A 19,061-nucleotide genomic window follows, 5' to 3' on the forward strand; every position below is an offset into this window, starting at 1 on the left:
CGGATTATGATTGAACAAATTCCATCGCATGCCATGCATACCATTTTTGTGTGAACTCATCACCCAAGTTGTATTGACTGGCAACATTACGTACTGTCTCCAAATTCAAATTATCAGGTAAACGGAGAAGTGCGTTTGCAGCACAAAGGGTTTTGTATTCTTCATCAAGAATAACCCTTTTACGGAGAGACAGGTTATCATCTCCGATATAAGTCCTGTGACTTATCATGCGTTCTGACACCAGTCTGCCAATCATGACACCTTGCTCTGATATAAAATAATATGAATTATCAGGTTGCCTGACATAAAGAGTATTATTATTTTTCAAGCTAAAATACTCAAATGCATTATAATTACCAGTTTCCAGATTATAATACCTGAGGTAACGTTCTCTGTATCTCTGCATAAAATGTGGAGTATACTCCAGAACAAGAGGATTTCTATTGCTCGATAATGCAATATATCCGCAAGTTTCCTGACCTGTTATCGGAGCGTAAATAAGAAGTGCAATACCTTCATTGAGAGTAAGAAAGGCAATGGTCCAAGAATTATTCCGCTTTGTCGTAACTACCATTCTTTTAGTAAATCTTCCGATAAAGTGTTCTTGCCTGTAGCGCTTTCCACAACGATCCATAAATAAATCGATTTTGGTCTGCAATATTGAAAAATCTTTCATTGCTTCAGCATATAACTCTTCGGACGACATTGACGATACAAACATGTTTTTATCTTGTTTATGGTTAATGCGAACCAGAAATTGAATAAATGCCTTTCTTACGGGTTATGAACTAAATGATAAATAATCTTTTAGACGCGGATGACACGGATGACGCGGATCTTTTTTTATTTTTTTTATAGCGCAGCCTTTTAAATCCGCGTTATCCGCGTCATCCGCGTCTAAAAAATAATATACCGAATGGCGCTTATCACTTATCACTAAACACTAATCACTTCTTTTCTTTTCCATTATAAGTCTATTTCAACTCCTTGTTCGCAATATTAATGAATATGGGTACAAAGGTACAAAAAACAATCCAACATAGTTAGCAGAGGCCTTTTTTCATGTTATAATAATATTATCCTTGAGTAGTTGCCGACTTTTTGTCAAGAGCAGATTTATGCATTCTTAACTCCGGCAAGTGGTTTATCACTGCTGCCCTTGCTAGTAGCATACCTCTGAAACAGATGGTCTGCATCCCCCGAACGCATCATGTGTTTCATGCAAACAGATGATGCATTTGCCACAAGTAGATGGTGTATTTTCCACAGTTGAATGAAGCAAATGCCACACTTCAATCGGGTAAATGCCACACTAATTGCCCGTTAGAGTGTGGCATTTCAGTCATTAAGATGTGGCATTCGGGAAGATCAAATGTGGCATTTCAGATGGGATAAAAAAAGAGAGGAGAAGCAATGCTCCTCCTCTTATGCTAATTTAAACTTGAATCTGAGTTAAAATTACGGTTACAAATATACTATATTGAAACGCCAAAGTCAAGTTTCCGGGCCTTTATTTCTTCCTGCTTAAAGAAATTCCGCTTCTTATAGCGACAACAGATAGCTTTTGAAATCAGCAAATTCCTTTGTCATCGACAGACTTTGCTTTTCACCTTGCATAAAAGCTTTCAGTTTCGCAGGAATCTCTACGGTTTCGCCGATAATACCTTCCACGGTTTCGAGGAATTTTGCCGGATGCGCCGTCTCCAGGAAAACGCCAGTTTCACCTGGTTTCAATCCTTCTTTCAGAGCACGGAAACCACAGGCTCCATGTGGGTCAAGCAGGTAGTGACATTCCTTCCACGTTTCACGCATCGTTTCAGCAATCTGTTCATTAGTATAAGTGGTACCACTGATTTCAGTAGAAATAGCTGCATGACTGCCACCATAAAGATCGAGCACACGCGCAAAGTTACTCGGATCGCCCACATCCATAGCATTGGCAATGGTAGCGATAGAAGGACGTGGAGTATAAACTCCGGTTTGCAAATATTGATAGAAGATATCGTTACGGTTATTGGCAGCAATGAAACGCTTCACAGGCAATCCCATACGTTTGCCAAACAATCCGGCAGTGATATTTCCAAAGTTACCGCTCGGAACACAGATAACGGCATCGTTCGCCTTGCCTATCTTCTTCAGTTGAGCATAAGCATAGAAGTAATAGAAAGCCTGCGGTAAGAATCGTGCTACATTAATGGAATTGGCACTGGTAAGTTGCAGATGCTCATTCAGTTCTTTATCCATAAAAGCAGATTTCACCAATGCCTGGCAATCATCGAATGTACCGTCTATCTCAAGGGCTGTGATATTCTGTCCGAGAGTCGTAAATTGTTTCTCCTGTATTTCGCTGACTTTCCCTTTGGGATAAAGCACATATACATGAATCCCCTCCACACCGAGGAAACCATTAGCAACCGCACTTCCCGTATCACCAGAGGTAGCAACTAACACATTGACTTGTTTCTTACCTTCTTTTCTGATGAAATATCCTAAAAGACGGGCCATGAAACGTCCACCCACATCTTTGAAAGCAAGCGTCGGGCCATGGAAAAGTTCGAGTGAATAAATATCTTCCGTCACCTTCACCAAAGGAACATCAAAATTCAATGTATCGTAAACGATTTGTTTCAATGTTTCGGCAGGTACATCTTCCCCAAAGAAAGCATCGGCTACGCGATAGGCAATCTCCTGAAAAGAAAGAGTATCAATACTATCATAAAATTCTTGTGGCAAAGGCTTAATGCTATATGGCATGAAAAGTCCTTTGTCGGCAGCAAGTCCCTTCACTACGGCCTCTTCCAGGCTGGCGTCGGGAGCTTGTTTGTTGGTACTGTAATATTTCATAATCAGCTTTTCATAAATTCATTAATAAACTCATCTTCTTTCATCAAACCGTAACTACCTTCGCAAACAGACGCTTCATCAAAGGTCTGTACACTATCCGGTTCGATACCCGGATACCAGATGAAGAAAGGGATCGGTTCATTGGTATGTGTACGGAGCTCACATGGAGTAGGATGATCGGGCAATACGGCAATAGCTACCGGTTCTTCCCAATCTTTCACGGCTTCATATATAGGACCTACAGCACGACTATCCAGATTCTCAATCGTCAGTAGTTTTAAATTCACATTCCCTTCATGTCCGGCCTCATCGCTGGCCTCGATATGTAGATAGACGAAATCATCCGTTTTCAGGGCTTCCAGTGCGGCAGCCACTTTATTTTCATAATTGGTATCATACAAGCCCGTTGCACCTTCCACTGTCAGGCGACGCAAGTCCGCATAATATCCGATACCATTGATCAGGTCTACAGCAGAAATCACTGCCCCCCGTTTCACTTGTGGAAACTTATCAGACAAACGTTCCATCTTAGGACGATATCCGGGACTCCAGGGCCAAATACTGTTAGCCGGGTCTTTCCCTTCCGCCATCCGCTTCTGATTCAACGGATGATTTTTCAAAAGCTCCTGTGAACGCAGGATAAGATCATTAATCAAATCAGCAGTTTGTTGCGGAGTCAGTTCTGCACCGCCTTCGAGAACTGTTATATTCTCCGTACCCGACATCGGTTTCACCAGTAACGGGCGGAAAGATTTCAACGGCACATCGTGCGGTGGCGTACAATCAATACGTTTATCTCCACCTTTGATCACCAATAAATGACGATATTGCACGCCTGTATAGAAACACACCCGCTCATTGCCCAGATGTTCCTGTAAGTACTTCACCAATACATCGGCTTCTTCCGTTGTGATGTGTCCGGCAGAATGGTTTTTAATATGATCGCCTTCAATGCAAATGATGTTACAACGCATTGCCATCTCGCCCGGTTTCAGATCTACACCGATGCTGGCAGCTTCCAGAGGTCCTCGTCCTTCATAAACTTTCGGCAGATCATAGCCCAGAACGGACATATTCGCTACCTCACTACCGGGATGGAAACCGTCGGCAACAGTCTTCAACCGTCCCGTACGTCCCATGCTCGCCAGTTTATCCATATACGGCGTCTTGGCATATTGCATCAGCGTCTTACCGCCCAATGACTCCACAGGCCAATCCGCCATTCCATCGCCTAATATGATTATATGTTTCATTTTATTAAACATTTGCAATACTCATGATATCCGCAAATACACCTGCCGCCGTTACTCCGGCACCGGCACCGTATCCTTGTATCATCATCGGATATTCTTTATAACGTTCCGTAGTCAGCAGAATGATATTGTTGCTACCTTCCAAACCATAGAACGGATGATTTACACCCACTTCCTGCAGGCCGACTGATGCTTTGCCATTCTCCAGTTTAGCAACAAAACGCCAATGCTTGTTCTCAGCTTCCAGTACCTTGCGACGGGCTTCGAAATCCGCATCCAAGCTCGGCACTTTCTTCCAGAAATCATCCAGTGAACCTTCAAAGAAATCATCGGGTACGAACAGGTTCTTTTCTACATCCGACTGTTCCAGTCTGTAACCGGCTTCACGTGCCAGGATCACCAGTTTACGGATAACGTCCTTGCCACTCAGGTCGATACGCGGGTCCGGTTCGGAGTAACGCTCTTCCTGCGCCATCTTGATGGTCTTACTGAAAGGAATATCCGCACTGATCTTATTAAAGATATAGTTCAGCGTGCCACTCAGTACAGCTTCAATCTTCAATATCTTGTCACCACTATGAATGAGGTCATTGATCGTATTGATAATCGGAAGTCCCGCGCCTACATTCGTTTCAAAGAGGTATTTCACACCACGCTGGCGGGCAATCTGTTTCAGTTCACGGTAGTTCTCATATTCCGAAGAAGCGGCAATTTTATTGGCAGCCACTACAGAAACGTTGTGCAACAATAAGTCTTTGTACAAGGAAGCAACTGCCGCACTTGCCGTACAGTCTACAAATACTGAGTTGAAGATATTCATATTAATAATCTCGTCACGCAAAGTTTCCAGCGTACTCGGTTTGCCCTTCTCTGCCAGTTCTGCACGGAAATCTGTCAGATCAAAGCCTTCACGGCTAAACATGGCCCGGTCAGCATCAGCGATCCCCACAATATGTAGCTTCAATCCATTCTCCATCATCAGTTTCTGCTGTTGGCAACGGATTTGTTCCACCAGGCTGCCACCCACCGTACCGATACCGCAAATAAATAGATTCAGTACCTGGTATTCCGACAGGAAGAATGAGTCGTGGATAACATTCAGTGATTTACGCAATGATTTGGCATCCACTACAAATGAGATATTTGTTTCCGAGGCACCCTGAGCACAAGCTATCACATTGATACCGTTACGTCCCAACGTACCGAACAGCTTTCCGGCAATACCCGGCGTATGCTTCATATTTTCACCTACAATAGCTACCGTAGCCAAGTTCTTCTCTGCCTGTATCGGAGAAATCTCTCCCATTTCAATCTCTTTGGCAAATTCCTCGTTCAGCACTTCACATGCCAGATCGGCATCCGCATTACGCACACCGATAGACGTAGAGTTCTCCGAAGATGCCTGGGATACAAGGAACACACTGATACCATTTTTTGCCAGTGCCTTAAAGATGCGGTAGTTCACACCAATCACACCTACCATACCCAGCCCCTGCACAGTAATCAGACTGGTATCATTGATAGAAGAAATACCCTTAATCGCTTTCGTACGCGGATCAGATACTTCCTGCTTGATAATCGTTCCCGTTCCTTCGGGATTGAATGTATTCTTTATTAAAATAGGAATATTCTTGTGGCAAACCGGATAAATAGTCGGCGGATATACTACCTTGGCACCGAAGTTACAAAGTTCCGTTGCCTCTACATAACTCAGTTCGTTAATAGTATAAGCAGTAGAAATCACACGCGGATCTGCAGTCATGAAACCATCCACATCCGTCCAGATTTCCAATTGGTCGGCATCCAATGCCGCCGCAATAACCGAAGCTGTATAATCGGAACCACCACGCCCCAAGTTCGTAACATCTCCCGTCACCTTATCAGTAGAGATGAACCCCGGTACCAGTGCACGCTTCGGCAAAGTGCTGAATGTTTCACGAATCAATTCATTCGTCAACTCGGTATCCAATACATACTTAGAGTGCTTCTTTTCAGTTTTGATAAACTTGCGTGAATCAAACCATTTGGCTCCCGTCAACTCCGCAACGATAATGGACGATAAACGCTCGCCATAGCTGACAATCGTATCGGAAGTTTTTTGCGAAAGGTCCTTTATCAGATAAATACCCTGGAAGATATCTTTCAGTTCATTAAGCAGTTCACCAATTTGGCGTTGCAGTTCCACTTGCCCTTCACCTGCGGGAATCACTTCTTTAATCATTTCCACATGGCGGTAAACAATTTCGCGGAACTCATTTTCGTAAGCAGCATCACCGGCAGCCGCCATTTTCGACGTGTTTATCAGCTTGTCTGTGATGCCCCCCAGTGCGGAAACCACCACAATTACCGGTTCTTCTACTGCTTCTACAATTCTCTTTACGCTCAAAATACTGTTCGCGGAACCTACGGACGTTCCGCCGAATTTTATTACTTTCATATCCTTTATTACTATTGATAAGGTTGATACAATGTGTCGGGAACAGGACGTATATACCTGTATTGACTTGAATTAAATAAGAAAAACTGCTGAAAAATAGTGTAACACGTAGAAACACAAATACTATCCATTAACCCCTAAGGGTCATGGTCATGCACATGGATGTGACTGTATGTTGATAGTACTTGTTCATACTCTCTGTTTCGTTCATTATTGATAAGTGTCGCAAAAGTAATAATAAAAACATTCAATCTATCACATTTTGTGGTTTTTTTGTAATAAAAATATAGAAAGGCCTCAAAAGAGACAGAAATATGCAAAAGAGCGAAGTGTCATTTTCACACATAACCATACAACATTCCACTACCATTGGCATAGTTTTATAACATTTTGATATTAAATTCAAGATATATCATTATATTTGCACTAAATTATCGTAAGAGAATGCGTATGAGTCCAAATATAACTTCCATTTTGCTAATCTATACCGGTGGAACCATCGGGATGATAGAAAACCCCGAAACGGGTGCTTTAGAGAATTTCAATCTCGAGCAACTGAAAAAGCACGTACCGGAGCTGCAAAATTTCACATTCCATATCGATACTTACCAGTTCGATCCTCCGATGGACTCTTCGGATATGGACCCGGAAGCCTGGCGCAAACTGGTACATATCATTAGTGACCATTACGACAGATACACAGGTTTTGTAATTCTGCACGGCACGGATACGATGGCATATACCGCATCTGCCCTTAGCTTTATGTTGGAAGGATTGAGCAAGCCTGTCATCCTCACCGGCTCACAGCTCCCTATCGGAGTACTCCGCACGGACGGAAAAGAGAATCTTCTTACCAGTCTTGAAATAGCCAGTGCACATGATGCAAAAGGCAATCCGCTTGTACCCGAGGTCTGCATCTTTTTTGAGAATCACCTGATGCGCGGCAATCGTACCATCAAGATGAACGCAGAGAACTTCAATGCATTCCGTTCATTCAACTATCCCGTATTGGCAGAAGCAGGTATTCATATTAAATATAATAATGTGCAGATCCGCTTCAAGGAAATGGAACGTGAATTGAAGCCACATTATCTATTGGATACGAACGTTGCTGTGCTGAAACTCTTCCCGGGTATTCAGGAGACTGTGGTGTCGAGCATATTAGGCATTGAAGGGTTGAAAGCGGTCGTGCTCGAAACATACGGTTCGGGAAACGCTCCCCGTAAGGAATGGTTCATCCGCCGCCTGCGGAATGCTTGCGAACAGGGAATAGTAATTGTCAACGTCACCCAATGCAGTGCCGGAACCGTAGAGATGGAACGTTACGAAACGGGCTATCAGTTGATGCAGGCAGGAGTGGTTTGCGGATATGACAGTACGACGGAATCTGCGGTCACAAAACTGATGTTCCTGCTGGGACACGGTTATACGCCTGATGAGGTACGGGAACGGATGCGTACTCCAATGGCGGGAGAAATCACTACTATCTAAAAGGGAATACACCAAAGTTTAAGGTCTTATCTGCTCCGTGTCAAGTCCGTACCAACTCCGTATCTGCTCCGTAAAAAGGTACCTCTATACGGAGCAGATACGGAGTTGGTACGGACTTGACACGGGCTTGACATGGATTTAGTAATACCCAGATACGACTCAAAGATAGTGAAAATTCTTACAAACCCACATATACTATCAGAATAAATAATCCCTGAATCAGATAAGTAAACAGCTAAATTTGTATATTTGGCCAATCATTCAGCAAGTAAATTCCCTTATGGCAAAAGAAAAAACGGTTTATGTGTGCAGCAACTGCGGACAAGAGTCTCCGAAATGGGTTGGCAAATGTCCGTCGTGCGGAGAGTGGAACACGTATGTGGAAGAACTGATACGAAAAGAAGTTGTAAACAAACGTCCGGTATCCGGAATAGAGACAGAAAAGCCAAAGCCCATCGTTCTCAGTGAGATAGAAGCGGATGATGAACCACGTATCAACTTGCATGATGAAGAGTTGAACCGGGTACTGGGAGGCGGATTGGTTCCGGGATCTCTGGTACTGATTGGCGGTGAACCGGGAATTGGTAAATCAACTTTGGTACTACAAACTGTGCTTCATATCCCTGAAAAACGCGTTCTTTATGTATCGGGTGAAGAGAGTGCCCGCCAGTTAAAGCTACGTGCCGACCGATTATCGCATAGCTCCAGCGATTGCCTCATCGTTTGCGAAACGTCATTGGAACAGATTTTCGTTCACATCAAGAATACCCATCCAGACTTGGTAATCATCGACTCTATACAGACTATTTCCACGGAAAGCATTGAATCCTCCCCGGGCAGTATTGCACAAGTACGCGAATGCTCGGCAAGTATCTTGCGCTTTGCCAAAGAAACGCACACACCGGTATTACTTATCGGGCATATTAATAAGGAAGGCAGCATTGCCGGACCTAAAGTACTGGAACATATTGTAGATACAGTGTTGCAGTTTGAGGGTGACCAGCATTATATGTACCGCATCCTGCGCAGTATCAAGAACCGCTTCGGCAGTACTGCCGAACTGGGGATTTATGAAATGCGGCAGGATGGCTTACGCCAAGTCAGCAATCCTTCGGAATTGTTGTTGAGTCAGGACCATGAAGGAATGAGTGGCATAGCCATAGCCTCAGCCATAGAAGGAGTACGCCCGTTCCTGATTGAGACTCAGGCATTGGTGAGCAGTGCGGTATATGGCAATCCGCAACGTTCGGCCACCGGATTCGATATCCGGAGAATGAATATGCTATTGGCTGTATTGGAAAAACGGGTGGGCTTCAAACTGGCGCAGAAGGATGTATTCCTCAATATTGCCGGAGGATTGAAGGTGAATGATCCGGCGATAGACCTGGCTGTCATCAGTGCCATACTGTCCAGCAATATGGATACGGCCATCGAACCGGAAGTTTGTATGGCAGGCGAAATCGGTTTGTCCGGTGAGATACGTCCGGTGAACCGGATTGAGCAACGGATCGGTGAGGCAGAGAAACTGGGATTCAAACGGTTCGTGTTGCCGAAATACAATCTGCAAGGAATAGATACGAAGAAACTCAAGATAGAACTGATACCGGTGAGAAAGGTGGAAGAAGCCTTCAGGACGCTATTCGGATAAAGAAAAACAGAAATAATCAATAATACGACTATGAAGAAGCAATTACATTATCTGTCACTTTTGATCCTACTCTCGCTCTGCGGTTGCGAAGTAGAATTGCACGACAACAACTACGTGGACGCCGAACTGCTACCACTGGAAACACCGATAGAGATACAGTTAGATGCAGAGCAAAGCAGCTCCGGAGAATTATTATTAGTAGAAGGTATAGATGTGAACTATAGCATTAATACCCCGGAGTCTCAGCTTGTCTCCGCCTCTTTCTACATTGGCGATAATCTGGTTTCCGAGAGAAATACTCCACAAGGCAGCTTTCAGGTTTACAATAACAACCTGACGGGAAACGTTCAGGTGAGATGTAAGATTACCACCAAGTCGCTAAAGCAAGGCGAAAGTATACGAGACCAAGTTTACAATGGACAAACATACGAAGGTGAAATGAGCTGGCCTGCCCGCTTCGTTACTCCTCAATTGACTTTCTATCAGGAGCCCGAAGAGACTTCACTGAACGATGTCACGATTCACTGGACATTCAATCTGGAAAAGTATTACTTCAAGGTGATAAACAATGGAGAAGTTATAGTTGAAAAGACCAAGGAAACCAGCATCACTTTGCCCGCACCTTTGTTTGGCAGTCCCTACAGATATATAGAGGTACAAATAGTGGATGAAGCCGGCAACGAACTTTTTCCTTCCTTAATGAAAGGATACAGCTATGCAGGAGTAGATACGTTCTTGAATGGAGGCCAACTGAATCGCCTGTATAGCCTCTACTCTAATATCTTATATACCAGTCAATACGCAGAGGTGAACTCTTACAACATTCCTTCGCTGACCAAAATAGCGGAATTTAAAGAAACCAAAAGTAGTGCAGTGCCTATTGCCGCATCACCCAACTCCGACAAGATAGCTGTAGACTATTCCGACCAGGTTTATATCTTCTCCGGCAAAGATTTAAACCCCATTGCCAAGATAGACTATCCCGAAAGGGGTTATGTACCCAAAGATATATTATTGACATCGGACAACAAACTGGCACTGTATTATAATTACCTCTCCAAGGTATACCTCTATGATGCAGATAATGGACAACTTGAAAAGACCATATCCTTATCGGGAACCAATTTTACCCCGGAAGACTATCCTGAGCCTTGGAATTACCTGATAAACGAAAATTACCTGTGTGAGCCTGTGGTTACCTATGGTTTCTATCTCACGCCTTTACAGAACTTTGAGAGAGGAAAAACTGTTTTTTATTCGCAGTACTACAGCAGTTATTTCTTTCATCCAACCCATCCCCACGAACTTATTATCATGGATCAGAACAACAAAATTTCTATTCTGAATTGCCAAAGCGGAAAGATTGTTCGTACCATTTCCAAAGGAGATGAATACGTTTTCTGCAACATTGATCCGGCAACCGGAAACTACTTGTTCCAAATACCTCATTATATTATCATTACAGATGAGAATGGAGAAGAATTATTCCGGCTGGAAAGCGAAGCTATCTATCCACGCCTTTTCAACAGCACCTTGACGTGCTGGGAAGGATTTGCCCTGAATATAGAACCTTATCTAGAGAAACCATGAAAAAGATTATAATGGCATTAGCCTGCATGATACTGGCAATCACCAGTATGCAAGCACAAGAATTTACGCTGGAGTATAATATCGGGTATGGGCTGTATAGCATGTCCGACATGAAAGATCTTCTGAAAAATGCAGCCAGCAGTAGCCTGAAAGGAGTAAAAACCACCGATGAATTTCCAGGGAACTTTACGCATAACTTCCGGGCCGGCATACAGGTACAACAACATCAGATGGGTATCACCTTCAGCCACCAGAATACAAGCGGACAGAATCACCTGGCCGACCCTACAGGGGAATACAAACTAAAAGTGAAGAATAGCGGAAACCTATTGGGAACATTCTACCGGTTTCACCTCCTGCAAGGGAGAGTCAGTCCATTCTTTGAGTTGTCTACAGGAATCGTTTTCAATACCTCCAAGATGGAGGAATACGTGCGTGTAGACTCACAGGTACAGGAAGATAAACAGACTTTGGTAGGTATCAATGTCTTCTTGCAACCTGCCATAGGAGTGCGCTATAAAATCACTACCTTTGCAGCCATTATCGCAAGTGTAGGCTACGAATGGGATCCCACCGGAAACTTGCACCTGAAAGGGAATAAAGATATGAAGAGTTCTTATGATGCAAACTGGAGCGGACTACGTGTCAGCGCAGGCATTGTCACTTATTTTAAAATGAAATGATACAAGAATACCAACTACGCGTGCTGCCCGAAGTAGCCGCCAATGAGCAACGATTGAAGGAGTACCTCGTACATGAAAAAGGATTGAATGTACAGGACATCAACGCAACACGAATCCTGAAACGTAGTATTGACGCCCGGCAACGGACTATTTTCGTCAATTTGAATGTACGGGTATATCTGAACGAAATGCCCAAAGATAGTGAATATCAACCTACTATATATAAGGATGTAGAAGGAAAGCCACAGGTCATCGTCGTGGGTGCCGGTCCCGGTGGACTGTTCGCTGCACTGAGACTGATAGAACTGGGACTTCGCCCCATCATCGTAGAGCGCGGAAAAAATGTACGTGACCGGAAGAAAGACCTGGCTCAGATTAGCCGGGAGCACACAGTGAATCCGGAATCTAATTATAGTTTCGGTGAGGGAGGCGCAGGTGCTTATTCGGACGGGAAACTCTATACTCGCAGCAAGAAACGTGGAAATGTAGATAAGATATTAAACGTATTCTGTCAGCATGGTGCTTCTACAGCTATATTAGTAGACGCACATCCGCATATTGGAACGGATAAACTACCACGTGTAATAGAGAATATGCGGAATACAATTCTCGAATGTGGCGGAGAAGTGCACTTTGAGACGCGTATGGAAGCTTTAATTATTGAGGAAGATGAAATAAAAGGTATCGAAACCCATACAGGACAAACAATTCTGGGTCCGGTGATCCTGGCAACAGGGCATTCGGCACGGGATGTGTACCGTTGGTTGGCTGCCAATCAAGTGGAGGTTGAAGCTAAAGGTATTGCAGTCGGTGTACGTTTGGAACATCCTTCGGAATTGATCGACCAGATACAATATCATAACAGAAACGGACGGGGAAAATATCTGCCTGCCGCCGAATACAGCTTTGTAAATCAGGTAGATGAACGAGGAGTATACAGTTTCTGTATGTGCCCGGGTGGTTTTGTTGTACCCGCCGCCAGTGGACCGCAACAGATTGTAGTCAACGGAATGAGTCCCAGCAACCGTGGATCTCGTTGGAGCAACTCAGGGATGGTAGTTGAATTGAGGCCGGAAGATTTGGAGAACGAAGGATTGAAGATAGAAAATGGAAAAACAGCTACACAGGATGATAGTGTTGCCTATCCCCAACTCAGCATGATGTATTTCCAAGAGGCATTAGAATATAATTGCTGGCAACAAGGCAATATGCGTCAGACAGCTCCTGCACAACGTATGCAGGATTTTACACGTAAGAAATTGAGCTATGATTTACCGGAAAGTTCCTATGCTCCGGGGCTAATTTCTTCACCCCTACACTTCTGGATGCCACCGTTCATCACTGACCGACTCAGCAAAGGTTTCCAGCAGTTCGGACGATACAGCCACGGTTTCCTGACTAATGAAGCGGTAATGATTGGTGTGGAAACACGAACCTCTGCACCAGTACGGATCATAAGAGACAGGGAAACTTTGCAGCATGTAAGAATTAAAGGATTGTTTCCATGTGGAGAAGGAGCAGGATATGCAGGTGGCATTGTTTCTGCCGGCATTGATGGGGAACGATGTGCAGAAGCAGTAGCTAACTACTTCAAGCTATAACAATTGTTTTCCTTTCACGGTAACACCGTTTATCTCAAATGGTAACTTCATTTACATGCCGGAGTAAAAGCCGTTACATGCCGAGGTAAAGAGCGTTACAATAAGGGGTAAAGGTCGTTACATCCTGCGGTAAATGCTTTTACATAAAGAGGTAACTTGTCGGTAAATACAGTTCACTGATAGCTAGCACATTAACAAAATATCATTATCAAAGCAAATGATTTTCTAACAGTGCATAAAGTTATATGGATGTTTATTGCTAACTTTGCTATACCTTTTTAATGTACATAATGAGAAGCACAACTGACATACCAATGAGCAATGCTATCGTAAATTCTTTTAATGAGATATACACTTCTTACTACAAGAAGTCATTCTTCTTTGCCAAATCATATGTTCATGATGATTTGGCAGCAGAAGATATTGCTTCCGAGTCGTTGATTAAATTATGGGAAAAATTAAAAACAGAGAAAATAGATTATATAGAGCCGCTCCTACTTACCATATTAAAGAATAAAGCTTTGGACTATCTGAAGCACGAAGAAGTCAAACGCACGGCTTTTGAATCTATGGTCGATTGGCATCAACAGGAACTTTCTATTCGTATTTCAACTTTAGAGTCATGCGATCCCAATGAAATATTCTCGGATGAAGTAGAAAGTATCATCCGGGAAACATTAAAATTACTCCCTGAACAAACCCGACGGATATTTCTACTAAGCCGATTCGAAAACAAGTCCAATAAAGAAATTGCCGAACAGATGGGAATTTCCATAAAAGGAGTAGAATATCATATATCAAAAGCATTAAAGGCATTACGGATAACCTTAAAAGATTATCTTCCTCTATTTTATTTCTTCTTCTATTATTAAATTCAGCCATGTATCTCTACCTTTTTGAGAGCAGAAATCTTTTTTTTCATTTTTTCCAATTTTCTTTTAGGGTTGTTTTCACTTTAGTCGTTACTATATAAAACACAATAAAGAATGAATTCCGAATTACTTCAAAAATATATATCCGGCAATGCCACTGAAACCGAAAAACAACGTGTTACCGAGTGGATGCAAGAAAGTCCGGAAAACATGCGCGAATATATGGCACAGCGCAAGCTACATGATATTGCCCTATGGCGCACAGAACCAGTAAAAACAGAAAATAAGCAATTAAAAAAGAACTTTACATTGCGTACACTTTGGATAGAGACTGCAAAAATTGCGGCAATATTTGCAGTGATTCTGCTAGGTACACACTATTGGTCCGAAAAACATCAGACAGAACAAAGTGAATCACTACAATCCATACATGTACCTGCCGGACAACGAGCCGAACTAATGTTGGCAGACGGCACTAAAGTATGGCTGAATTCGCTAAGTACGTTAACCTTTCCGGGACATTTTACCGGTGATGTCCGGAATGTAAAGTTGGATGGTGAGGGCTACTTTGCAGTAACTAAAAATGCAAAACAGCCTTTTATTGTAGAAACAAATAAATGTAACGTCAAAGTATTGGGTACGGAATTCAATGTCATGGCCTACGCAACGGATAGCATCTGGGAAACGGCCTTACTGGAAGGAGCGGTAGAAATCTTAAGCCCCGGTACTACAATGAACAGGATGAAACTAGAACCCAATACAATGGTAAGTCTAAAAGGAAACAAACTGATAAAAGAACGAATCAAAGACCCCGAACACTTTTTGTGGCGTGAAGGCTTGATTTGTTTCAATAATGTATCCGTCAAAGACATGCTGGAAAAGCTAAAGCTATATTACGGAGTAGACATTATTGTAAACAATACTAAAATATTAAACAATCATTATTCAGGTAAATTTAGAACCAGAGACGGAGTAGAGCATGTTTTAAAAGTTCTCAGACTGAATAATAAATTTACCTACAAAAAAGATGACGAGAAGAATGTAATCACTATTAATTAACCTTTTAAAATCGTTTTGCCTATGAAGTAACACACTCGAATAAAAAAGAATGGGACAGTGCTGCAACACCATCCCATGGGTAGTCAATTACGCATTGACAGTTTTTTCTAATAATCTTAAGTAAAAACCTAAAATTAGTAATGCAAATATATGAAAAATATTTTGTATCAGGAATCTATTGTAGAAATTAAACATTTATTCCATATTATGAAAATCACAGCCTTAATCCTGTTTATATTTGTTGGAACAACCTTTGCCACGGAATCTTATTCCCAAACAATGAAAGTGACTGTTGTGGCAGATAAGATATCGACAGCTAAAGTTATCCATGAAATAGAAAAGCAAACAGATTATTTGTTCGTATACAAGGTGAACGAAGTCAATCTGAAACGCACTGTTCAAGTAGATGCAGAAAACAAGTCGGTAGCTGAAGTTCTGAATAAAGTATTTGAAGGTACTGATATTTATTACGCCATGGAAGGTAAGAATATCGTGCTGATGAGTAAGGAGAAGGCAGGTGACGTTGCTCAACAGACCAATAAAGTAACGGGAATTGTGAAAGACAAAGACGGCATTCCTATTATTGGTGCAACAATCATTGAAAAAGGAACCGCAAACGGTACAGTTTCTGACCTTAATGGAAACTTTAGCCTGCAATTGAACAGTCAAGGAACGATAATCATTTCTTATATAGGCTATATCACACAAGAAATCAAAGTAGACAGAAGCAATGAACTTGTCATAGTACTAGAAGAAGATACGGAAACACTGGATGAGGTAGTAGTAGTAGGCTATGGTGCCATACAAAAACGTTCAGTATCCACTGCAATTTCAACAGTAAAAGGTGGAAAAATATCTGACATGCCGACATCGAATATATCACAAAGTCTTGTAGGCATGTCATCAGGCATCACTTTACAACAAATTAGTGGTGAACCGGGTGCCGCACCGGCAATCCGCGTTCGTGGTTCCGGCTCTATCAATAGCGGAAACGACCCTCTATTTGTCATTGACGGCTACCCGACAACAGACGCAGAACTTTTCAACAATATCAACCCTGCCGATATTTCCGACATACAAATATTGAAAGACGCGGCTTCATCTGCAATCTATGGTTCCAAGGCAGGTAACGGCGTTATTATTGTTACTACCAAACAAGGGCAAACAGGAAAAGCTAAAGTCAGCTTCTCCACACAGGTGGGATGGAGCGAGGCTCAAAACTATGTAGATGTACTCGAAGCAAATGACTATATGGATATGATTATTGAAGCTCGTACAAACAACGGAACCATTCAAGACTTCCCCCAACTGGTTCAGATGAGAGAGAGCGGAAACTATGTGAATACGAACTGGCAGGATGCCATCTTCCGCAATGCACTGAATTACAGAGGTAACACCACCATAACAGGAGGAACGGAAACCTTAAAATACAACTTCTCTGCAAACTACCAAAACGAAGATGGCATTTTACTGAACTCTTACTATCGCAGAACGGGAATAAAAGGAGGATTTGAAGCTAGTCTATCCAAAAAGGTAAAACTTGGCGTAAACTTGAACACAACTTATAGCAAAAAGCGCATTCAGCAGCCAACAGGTGGAAATACCGAAGACGTAACAGGCGTAATCGCTCAAGCATTGTCAATGCCACCTATACTCCCCGTTTATCAACCTAATGGGGATTATACTCAAATCGCCCAGCATTATGCCGGCTTAGGTCTCAACAACCAACTCCGCAATCCCGTTGCGAATTTGATGGAAAACCGGAATGACACATGGTCCATCCGCACGATGTCCAACGCTTATCTTGAAGTGAAACCTATTAAGGGATTGACATTGCGCTCATCAATAAACTTCACAACCAACTCTGCCAAAAAAGACTACTACCAATCTGCTTATCTGCTGGGCAAAAAGTACACAGGTAACAAATCTACACCTGATTTAACCAGCATTGATGGCTATCGTATGTCCGGTTTCGGCTATAACACCTACTGGTCCACAACAGCAACTTACGATGTTATGTTCAATGAAAAGCATCACCTGAATGCCATGATTGGATATGACTTCGAATACAATAGTGACTTTGATGTACAGCAGGATGATCGAACAGACTCCGATAACCCTATCGCCTATAATAATACATCCATCACCAATGTAAACGGCGCGGCACTGTGGACGGGGTCTTCCAATTGCTCAAACTATGTGTTCGATGCTATGTTTGCACGTTTAGTTTATGACTATAATTATAAATATGTTTTTTCTGGTTCTGTCCGTCGTGACCGCTCCAGTAAGTTCGGACCGGACAAACGTGCCGGCTGGTTCTATTCCGGTTCGTTGGCATGGAACCTAACGGAAGAAGAGTTTATGAAAAACATAAGCTGGCTCAACATTGCCAAACTCCGTGCCAGTTATGGGGTGACAGGCAATGACCAGATAGGCAACAACTACGCATGGATATCCAGCATTAGTTCCGACCAAAATGTGGTATTCGGCAATACAGCCATATCGACCTACTACCCCAGCGGCTATTCAAACAGGCAGTTAGGATGGGAGAAGAATAAACAGATAGACTTAGGATTCGACATCGGCATATTCAATGCCCTTAATGTTGTTGTAGATTTCTATAAGAGAACCAGTGACATCGTGATGCCAGCTAATATCCCCAACTTCAACGGCATATCAGGCAGCGTTTACATGAATGCCGGACAAATAGAAAATAAAGGTATAGAAATTCAAATTTCCGCCACCCCATTTAAAGGAGAGTTTTCTTGGGAAACAACACTCAGTTGGTCAAAGAATAACAATAAAATTCTGTCGCTTGCCAATAACCAAAACCAACTTGCCAACGCAAAAGCAGGTACCAAATGGGGCAACGTGATAAGGAACTATGTAGGACGACCGATGGGTGACATGTATATGCTCAAAGTAATAGGAACGTTTAACACGGAAGAGGACTTGACCCAATATGCCACAAACGGTACGCAAGGCATTGGCGACTTAATATTTGAAGACTACAAAAAAGATGGCACCATCGACGTCAATGACTATCAATTGGTAGGAAACTACCAACCGGATTTCACCTTTGGCTGGACCAATACTTTTAAGTATAAAGACCTTGACCTGGCTGTTACTATCGATGGGCAATGTGGCGGCAATGTAATTTATGCGGCTGCACGTGCTTTCTCACTGAACCGTTACGATGATAATGTACTGGCAGAGTCCGGGCTGGGACGTTGGATATCACCAACTAATACCGGAAACGGTACATCACACAAGGCCGGTACAAACAACTTGGGCAGCAACATCGGACCTTCCACAAGATACCTTTATGACGCAGACTTCCTGCGTATCCGCAATATATCCCTCGGATATACATTACCGAAGAAGTTCTGTAAAACAATAGGTATAGAGGGGTTACGTATCAGTGCCAACGTACAGAATCTGTGGACTTTTGATAAATATCCGGGATATTCTGTCGAAGCAAACTATGAAGGAAACTCCGCAACAAACAATGGTGTGGACTTCGGTGGATATCCCATCTCACGCACTTTTACTTTCGGCCTTAATTTTAACTTTTAAAAACAAC

Annotated in this window: 13 protein-coding genes; 8 read left to right on the forward strand and 5 right to left on the reverse strand. The window is 42.7% G+C overall.

The annotated features are described in order from the left end of the window. Positions 1-4 precede the first annotated feature (4 nt). The 5 genes from DW036_RS17010 to thrA form a co-directional block, all read right to left on the reverse strand. Positions 5-676, reverse strand: coding sequence for a hypothetical protein (locus tag DW036_RS17010; protein ID WP_233560479.1), 672 nt, complete (start codon positions 674-676; stop codon positions 5-7). 440 nt (positions 677-1,116) lie between these two features. After that, the gene (locus DW036_RS26045; RefSeq protein WP_147401505.1) at positions 1,117-1,311 is read right to left on the reverse strand and encodes a hypothetical protein; all 195 of its coding nucleotides are present in this window, start codon (positions 1,309-1,311) and stop codon (positions 1,117-1,119) included. A gap of 231 nt (positions 1,312-1,542) precedes the next feature. After that, complete coding sequence (gene thrC / locus DW036_RS17015) at positions 1,543-2,844, reverse strand: threonine synthase (protein WP_118465437.1); 1,302 nt, start codon at positions 2,842-2,844, stop codon at positions 1,543-1,545. Between the two features lie 2 nt (positions 2,845-2,846). Further along, a complete protein-coding gene (locus tag DW036_RS17020) occupies positions 2,847-4,097 on the reverse strand; it encodes a cofactor-independent phosphoglycerate mutase (protein ID WP_118465438.1) in 1,251 nt (416 codons plus the stop codon). Positions 4,098-4,101: 4 nt separating this feature from the next. Further along, a complete protein-coding gene (gene thrA, locus DW036_RS17025) occupies positions 4,102-6,534 on the reverse strand; it encodes a bifunctional aspartate kinase/homoserine dehydrogenase I (protein ID WP_118465439.1) in 2,433 nt (810 codons plus the stop codon). Positions 6,535-6,984: 450 nt separating this feature from the next. On the opposite strand from thrA, the gene DW036_RS17035 reads away from it, so the two are divergent. The 8 genes from DW036_RS17035 to DW036_RS17070 all read left to right on the forward strand — a co-directional run bounded on the left by DW036_RS17035 (position 6,985) and on the right by DW036_RS17070 (position 19,054). Further along, positions 6,985-8,025 (forward strand): asparaginase, encoded by a 1,041-nt coding sequence (locus tag DW036_RS17035; RefSeq protein ID WP_118465522.1) that lies wholly within the window; start codon positions 6,985-6,987, stop codon positions 8,023-8,025. A gap of 280 nt (positions 8,026-8,305) precedes the next feature. After that, a complete protein-coding gene (gene radA, locus DW036_RS17040; RefSeq protein WP_118465440.1) occupies positions 8,306-9,673 on the forward strand; it encodes a DNA repair protein RadA in 1,368 nt (455 codons plus the stop codon). 30 nt (positions 9,674-9,703) lie between these two features. Continuing rightward, positions 9,704-11,263: a hypothetical protein gene (locus tag DW036_RS17045; RefSeq protein WP_118465441.1), complete on the forward strand. Its 1,560-nt coding sequence runs from the start codon at positions 9,704-9,706 to the stop codon at positions 11,261-11,263. Then, positions 11,260-11,946 (forward strand): hypothetical protein, encoded by a 687-nt coding sequence (locus tag DW036_RS17050; RefSeq protein WP_147401506.1) that lies wholly within the window; start codon positions 11,260-11,262, stop codon positions 11,944-11,946. Before DW036_RS17045 ends, DW036_RS17050 begins: the two co-directional genes overlap by 4 nt. Beyond that, entirely contained in the window at positions 11,943-13,547 is a 1,605-nt protein-coding gene (locus DW036_RS17055) for an NAD(P)/FAD-dependent oxidoreductase (protein WP_118465443.1), read from the forward strand. Before DW036_RS17050 ends, DW036_RS17055 begins: the two co-directional genes overlap by 4 nt. Positions 13,548-13,837: 290 nt before the next feature. Next, positions 13,838-14,419: an RNA polymerase sigma-70 factor gene (locus DW036_RS17060; RefSeq protein ID WP_118465444.1), complete on the forward strand. Its 582-nt coding sequence runs from the start codon at positions 13,838-13,840 to the stop codon at positions 14,417-14,419. 114 nt (positions 14,420-14,533) lie between these two features. Then, the gene (locus DW036_RS17065) at positions 14,534-15,478 is read left to right on the forward strand and encodes a FecR family protein (RefSeq protein WP_118465445.1); all 945 of its coding nucleotides are present in this window, start codon (positions 14,534-14,536) and stop codon (positions 15,476-15,478) included. Positions 15,479-15,628: 150 nt separating this feature from the next. Next, on the forward strand, positions 15,629-19,054 hold the full coding sequence (locus DW036_RS17070; protein ID WP_233560480.1) for a TonB-dependent receptor: 3,426 nt from the start codon (positions 15,629-15,631) through the stop codon (positions 19,052-19,054). The last annotated feature ends 7 nt before the right edge of the window (positions 19,055-19,061 follow it).

This window comes from Bacteroides sp. AF39-11AC (assembly GCF_003474285.1).
Classification (GTDB): Bacteria; Bacteroidota; Bacteroidia; order Bacteroidales; family Bacteroidaceae; genus Bacteroides.

Coding starts and splice junctions, on each gene's coding strand:
- DW036_RS17065 (WP_118465445.1), top strand. CDS start 14,534: ATGAATTCCGAATTACTTCAAAAATATATATCCGGCAATGCCACTGAA.
- DW036_RS17050 (WP_147401506.1), top strand. CDS start 11,260: ATGAAAAAGATTATAATGGCATTAGCCTGCATGATACTGGCAATCACC.
- radA (WP_118465440.1), top strand. CDS start 8,306: ATGGCAAAAGAAAAAACGGTTTATGTGTGCAGCAACTGCGGACAAGAG.
- thrA (WP_118465439.1), bottom strand. CDS start 6,534: ATGAAAGTAATAAAATTCGGCGGAACGTCCGTAGGTTCCGCGAACAGT.
- DW036_RS17035 (WP_118465522.1), top strand. CDS start 6,985: ATGAGTCCAAATATAACTTCCATTTTGCTAATCTATACCGGTGGAACC.
- DW036_RS17020 (WP_118465438.1), bottom strand. CDS start 4,097: ATGAAACATATAATCATATTAGGCGATGGAATGGCGGATTGGCCTGTG.
- DW036_RS17060 (WP_118465444.1), top strand. CDS start 13,838: ATGAGAAGCACAACTGACATACCAATGAGCAATGCTATCGTAAATTCT.
- thrC (WP_118465437.1), bottom strand. CDS start 2,844: ATGAAATATTACAGTACCAACAAACAAGCTCCCGACGCCAGCCTGGAA.
- DW036_RS17045 (WP_118465441.1), top strand. CDS start 9,704: ATGAAGAAGCAATTACATTATCTGTCACTTTTGATCCTACTCTCGCTC.
- DW036_RS17055 (WP_118465443.1), top strand. CDS start 11,943: ATGATACAAGAATACCAACTACGCGTGCTGCCCGAAGTAGCCGCCAAT.
- DW036_RS17010 (WP_233560479.1), bottom strand. CDS start 676: ATGAAAGATTTTTCAATATTGCAGACCAAAATCGATTTATTTATGGAT.
- DW036_RS17070 (WP_233560480.1), top strand. CDS start 15,629: ATGAAAAATATTTTGTATCAGGAATCTATTGTAGAAATTAAACATTTA.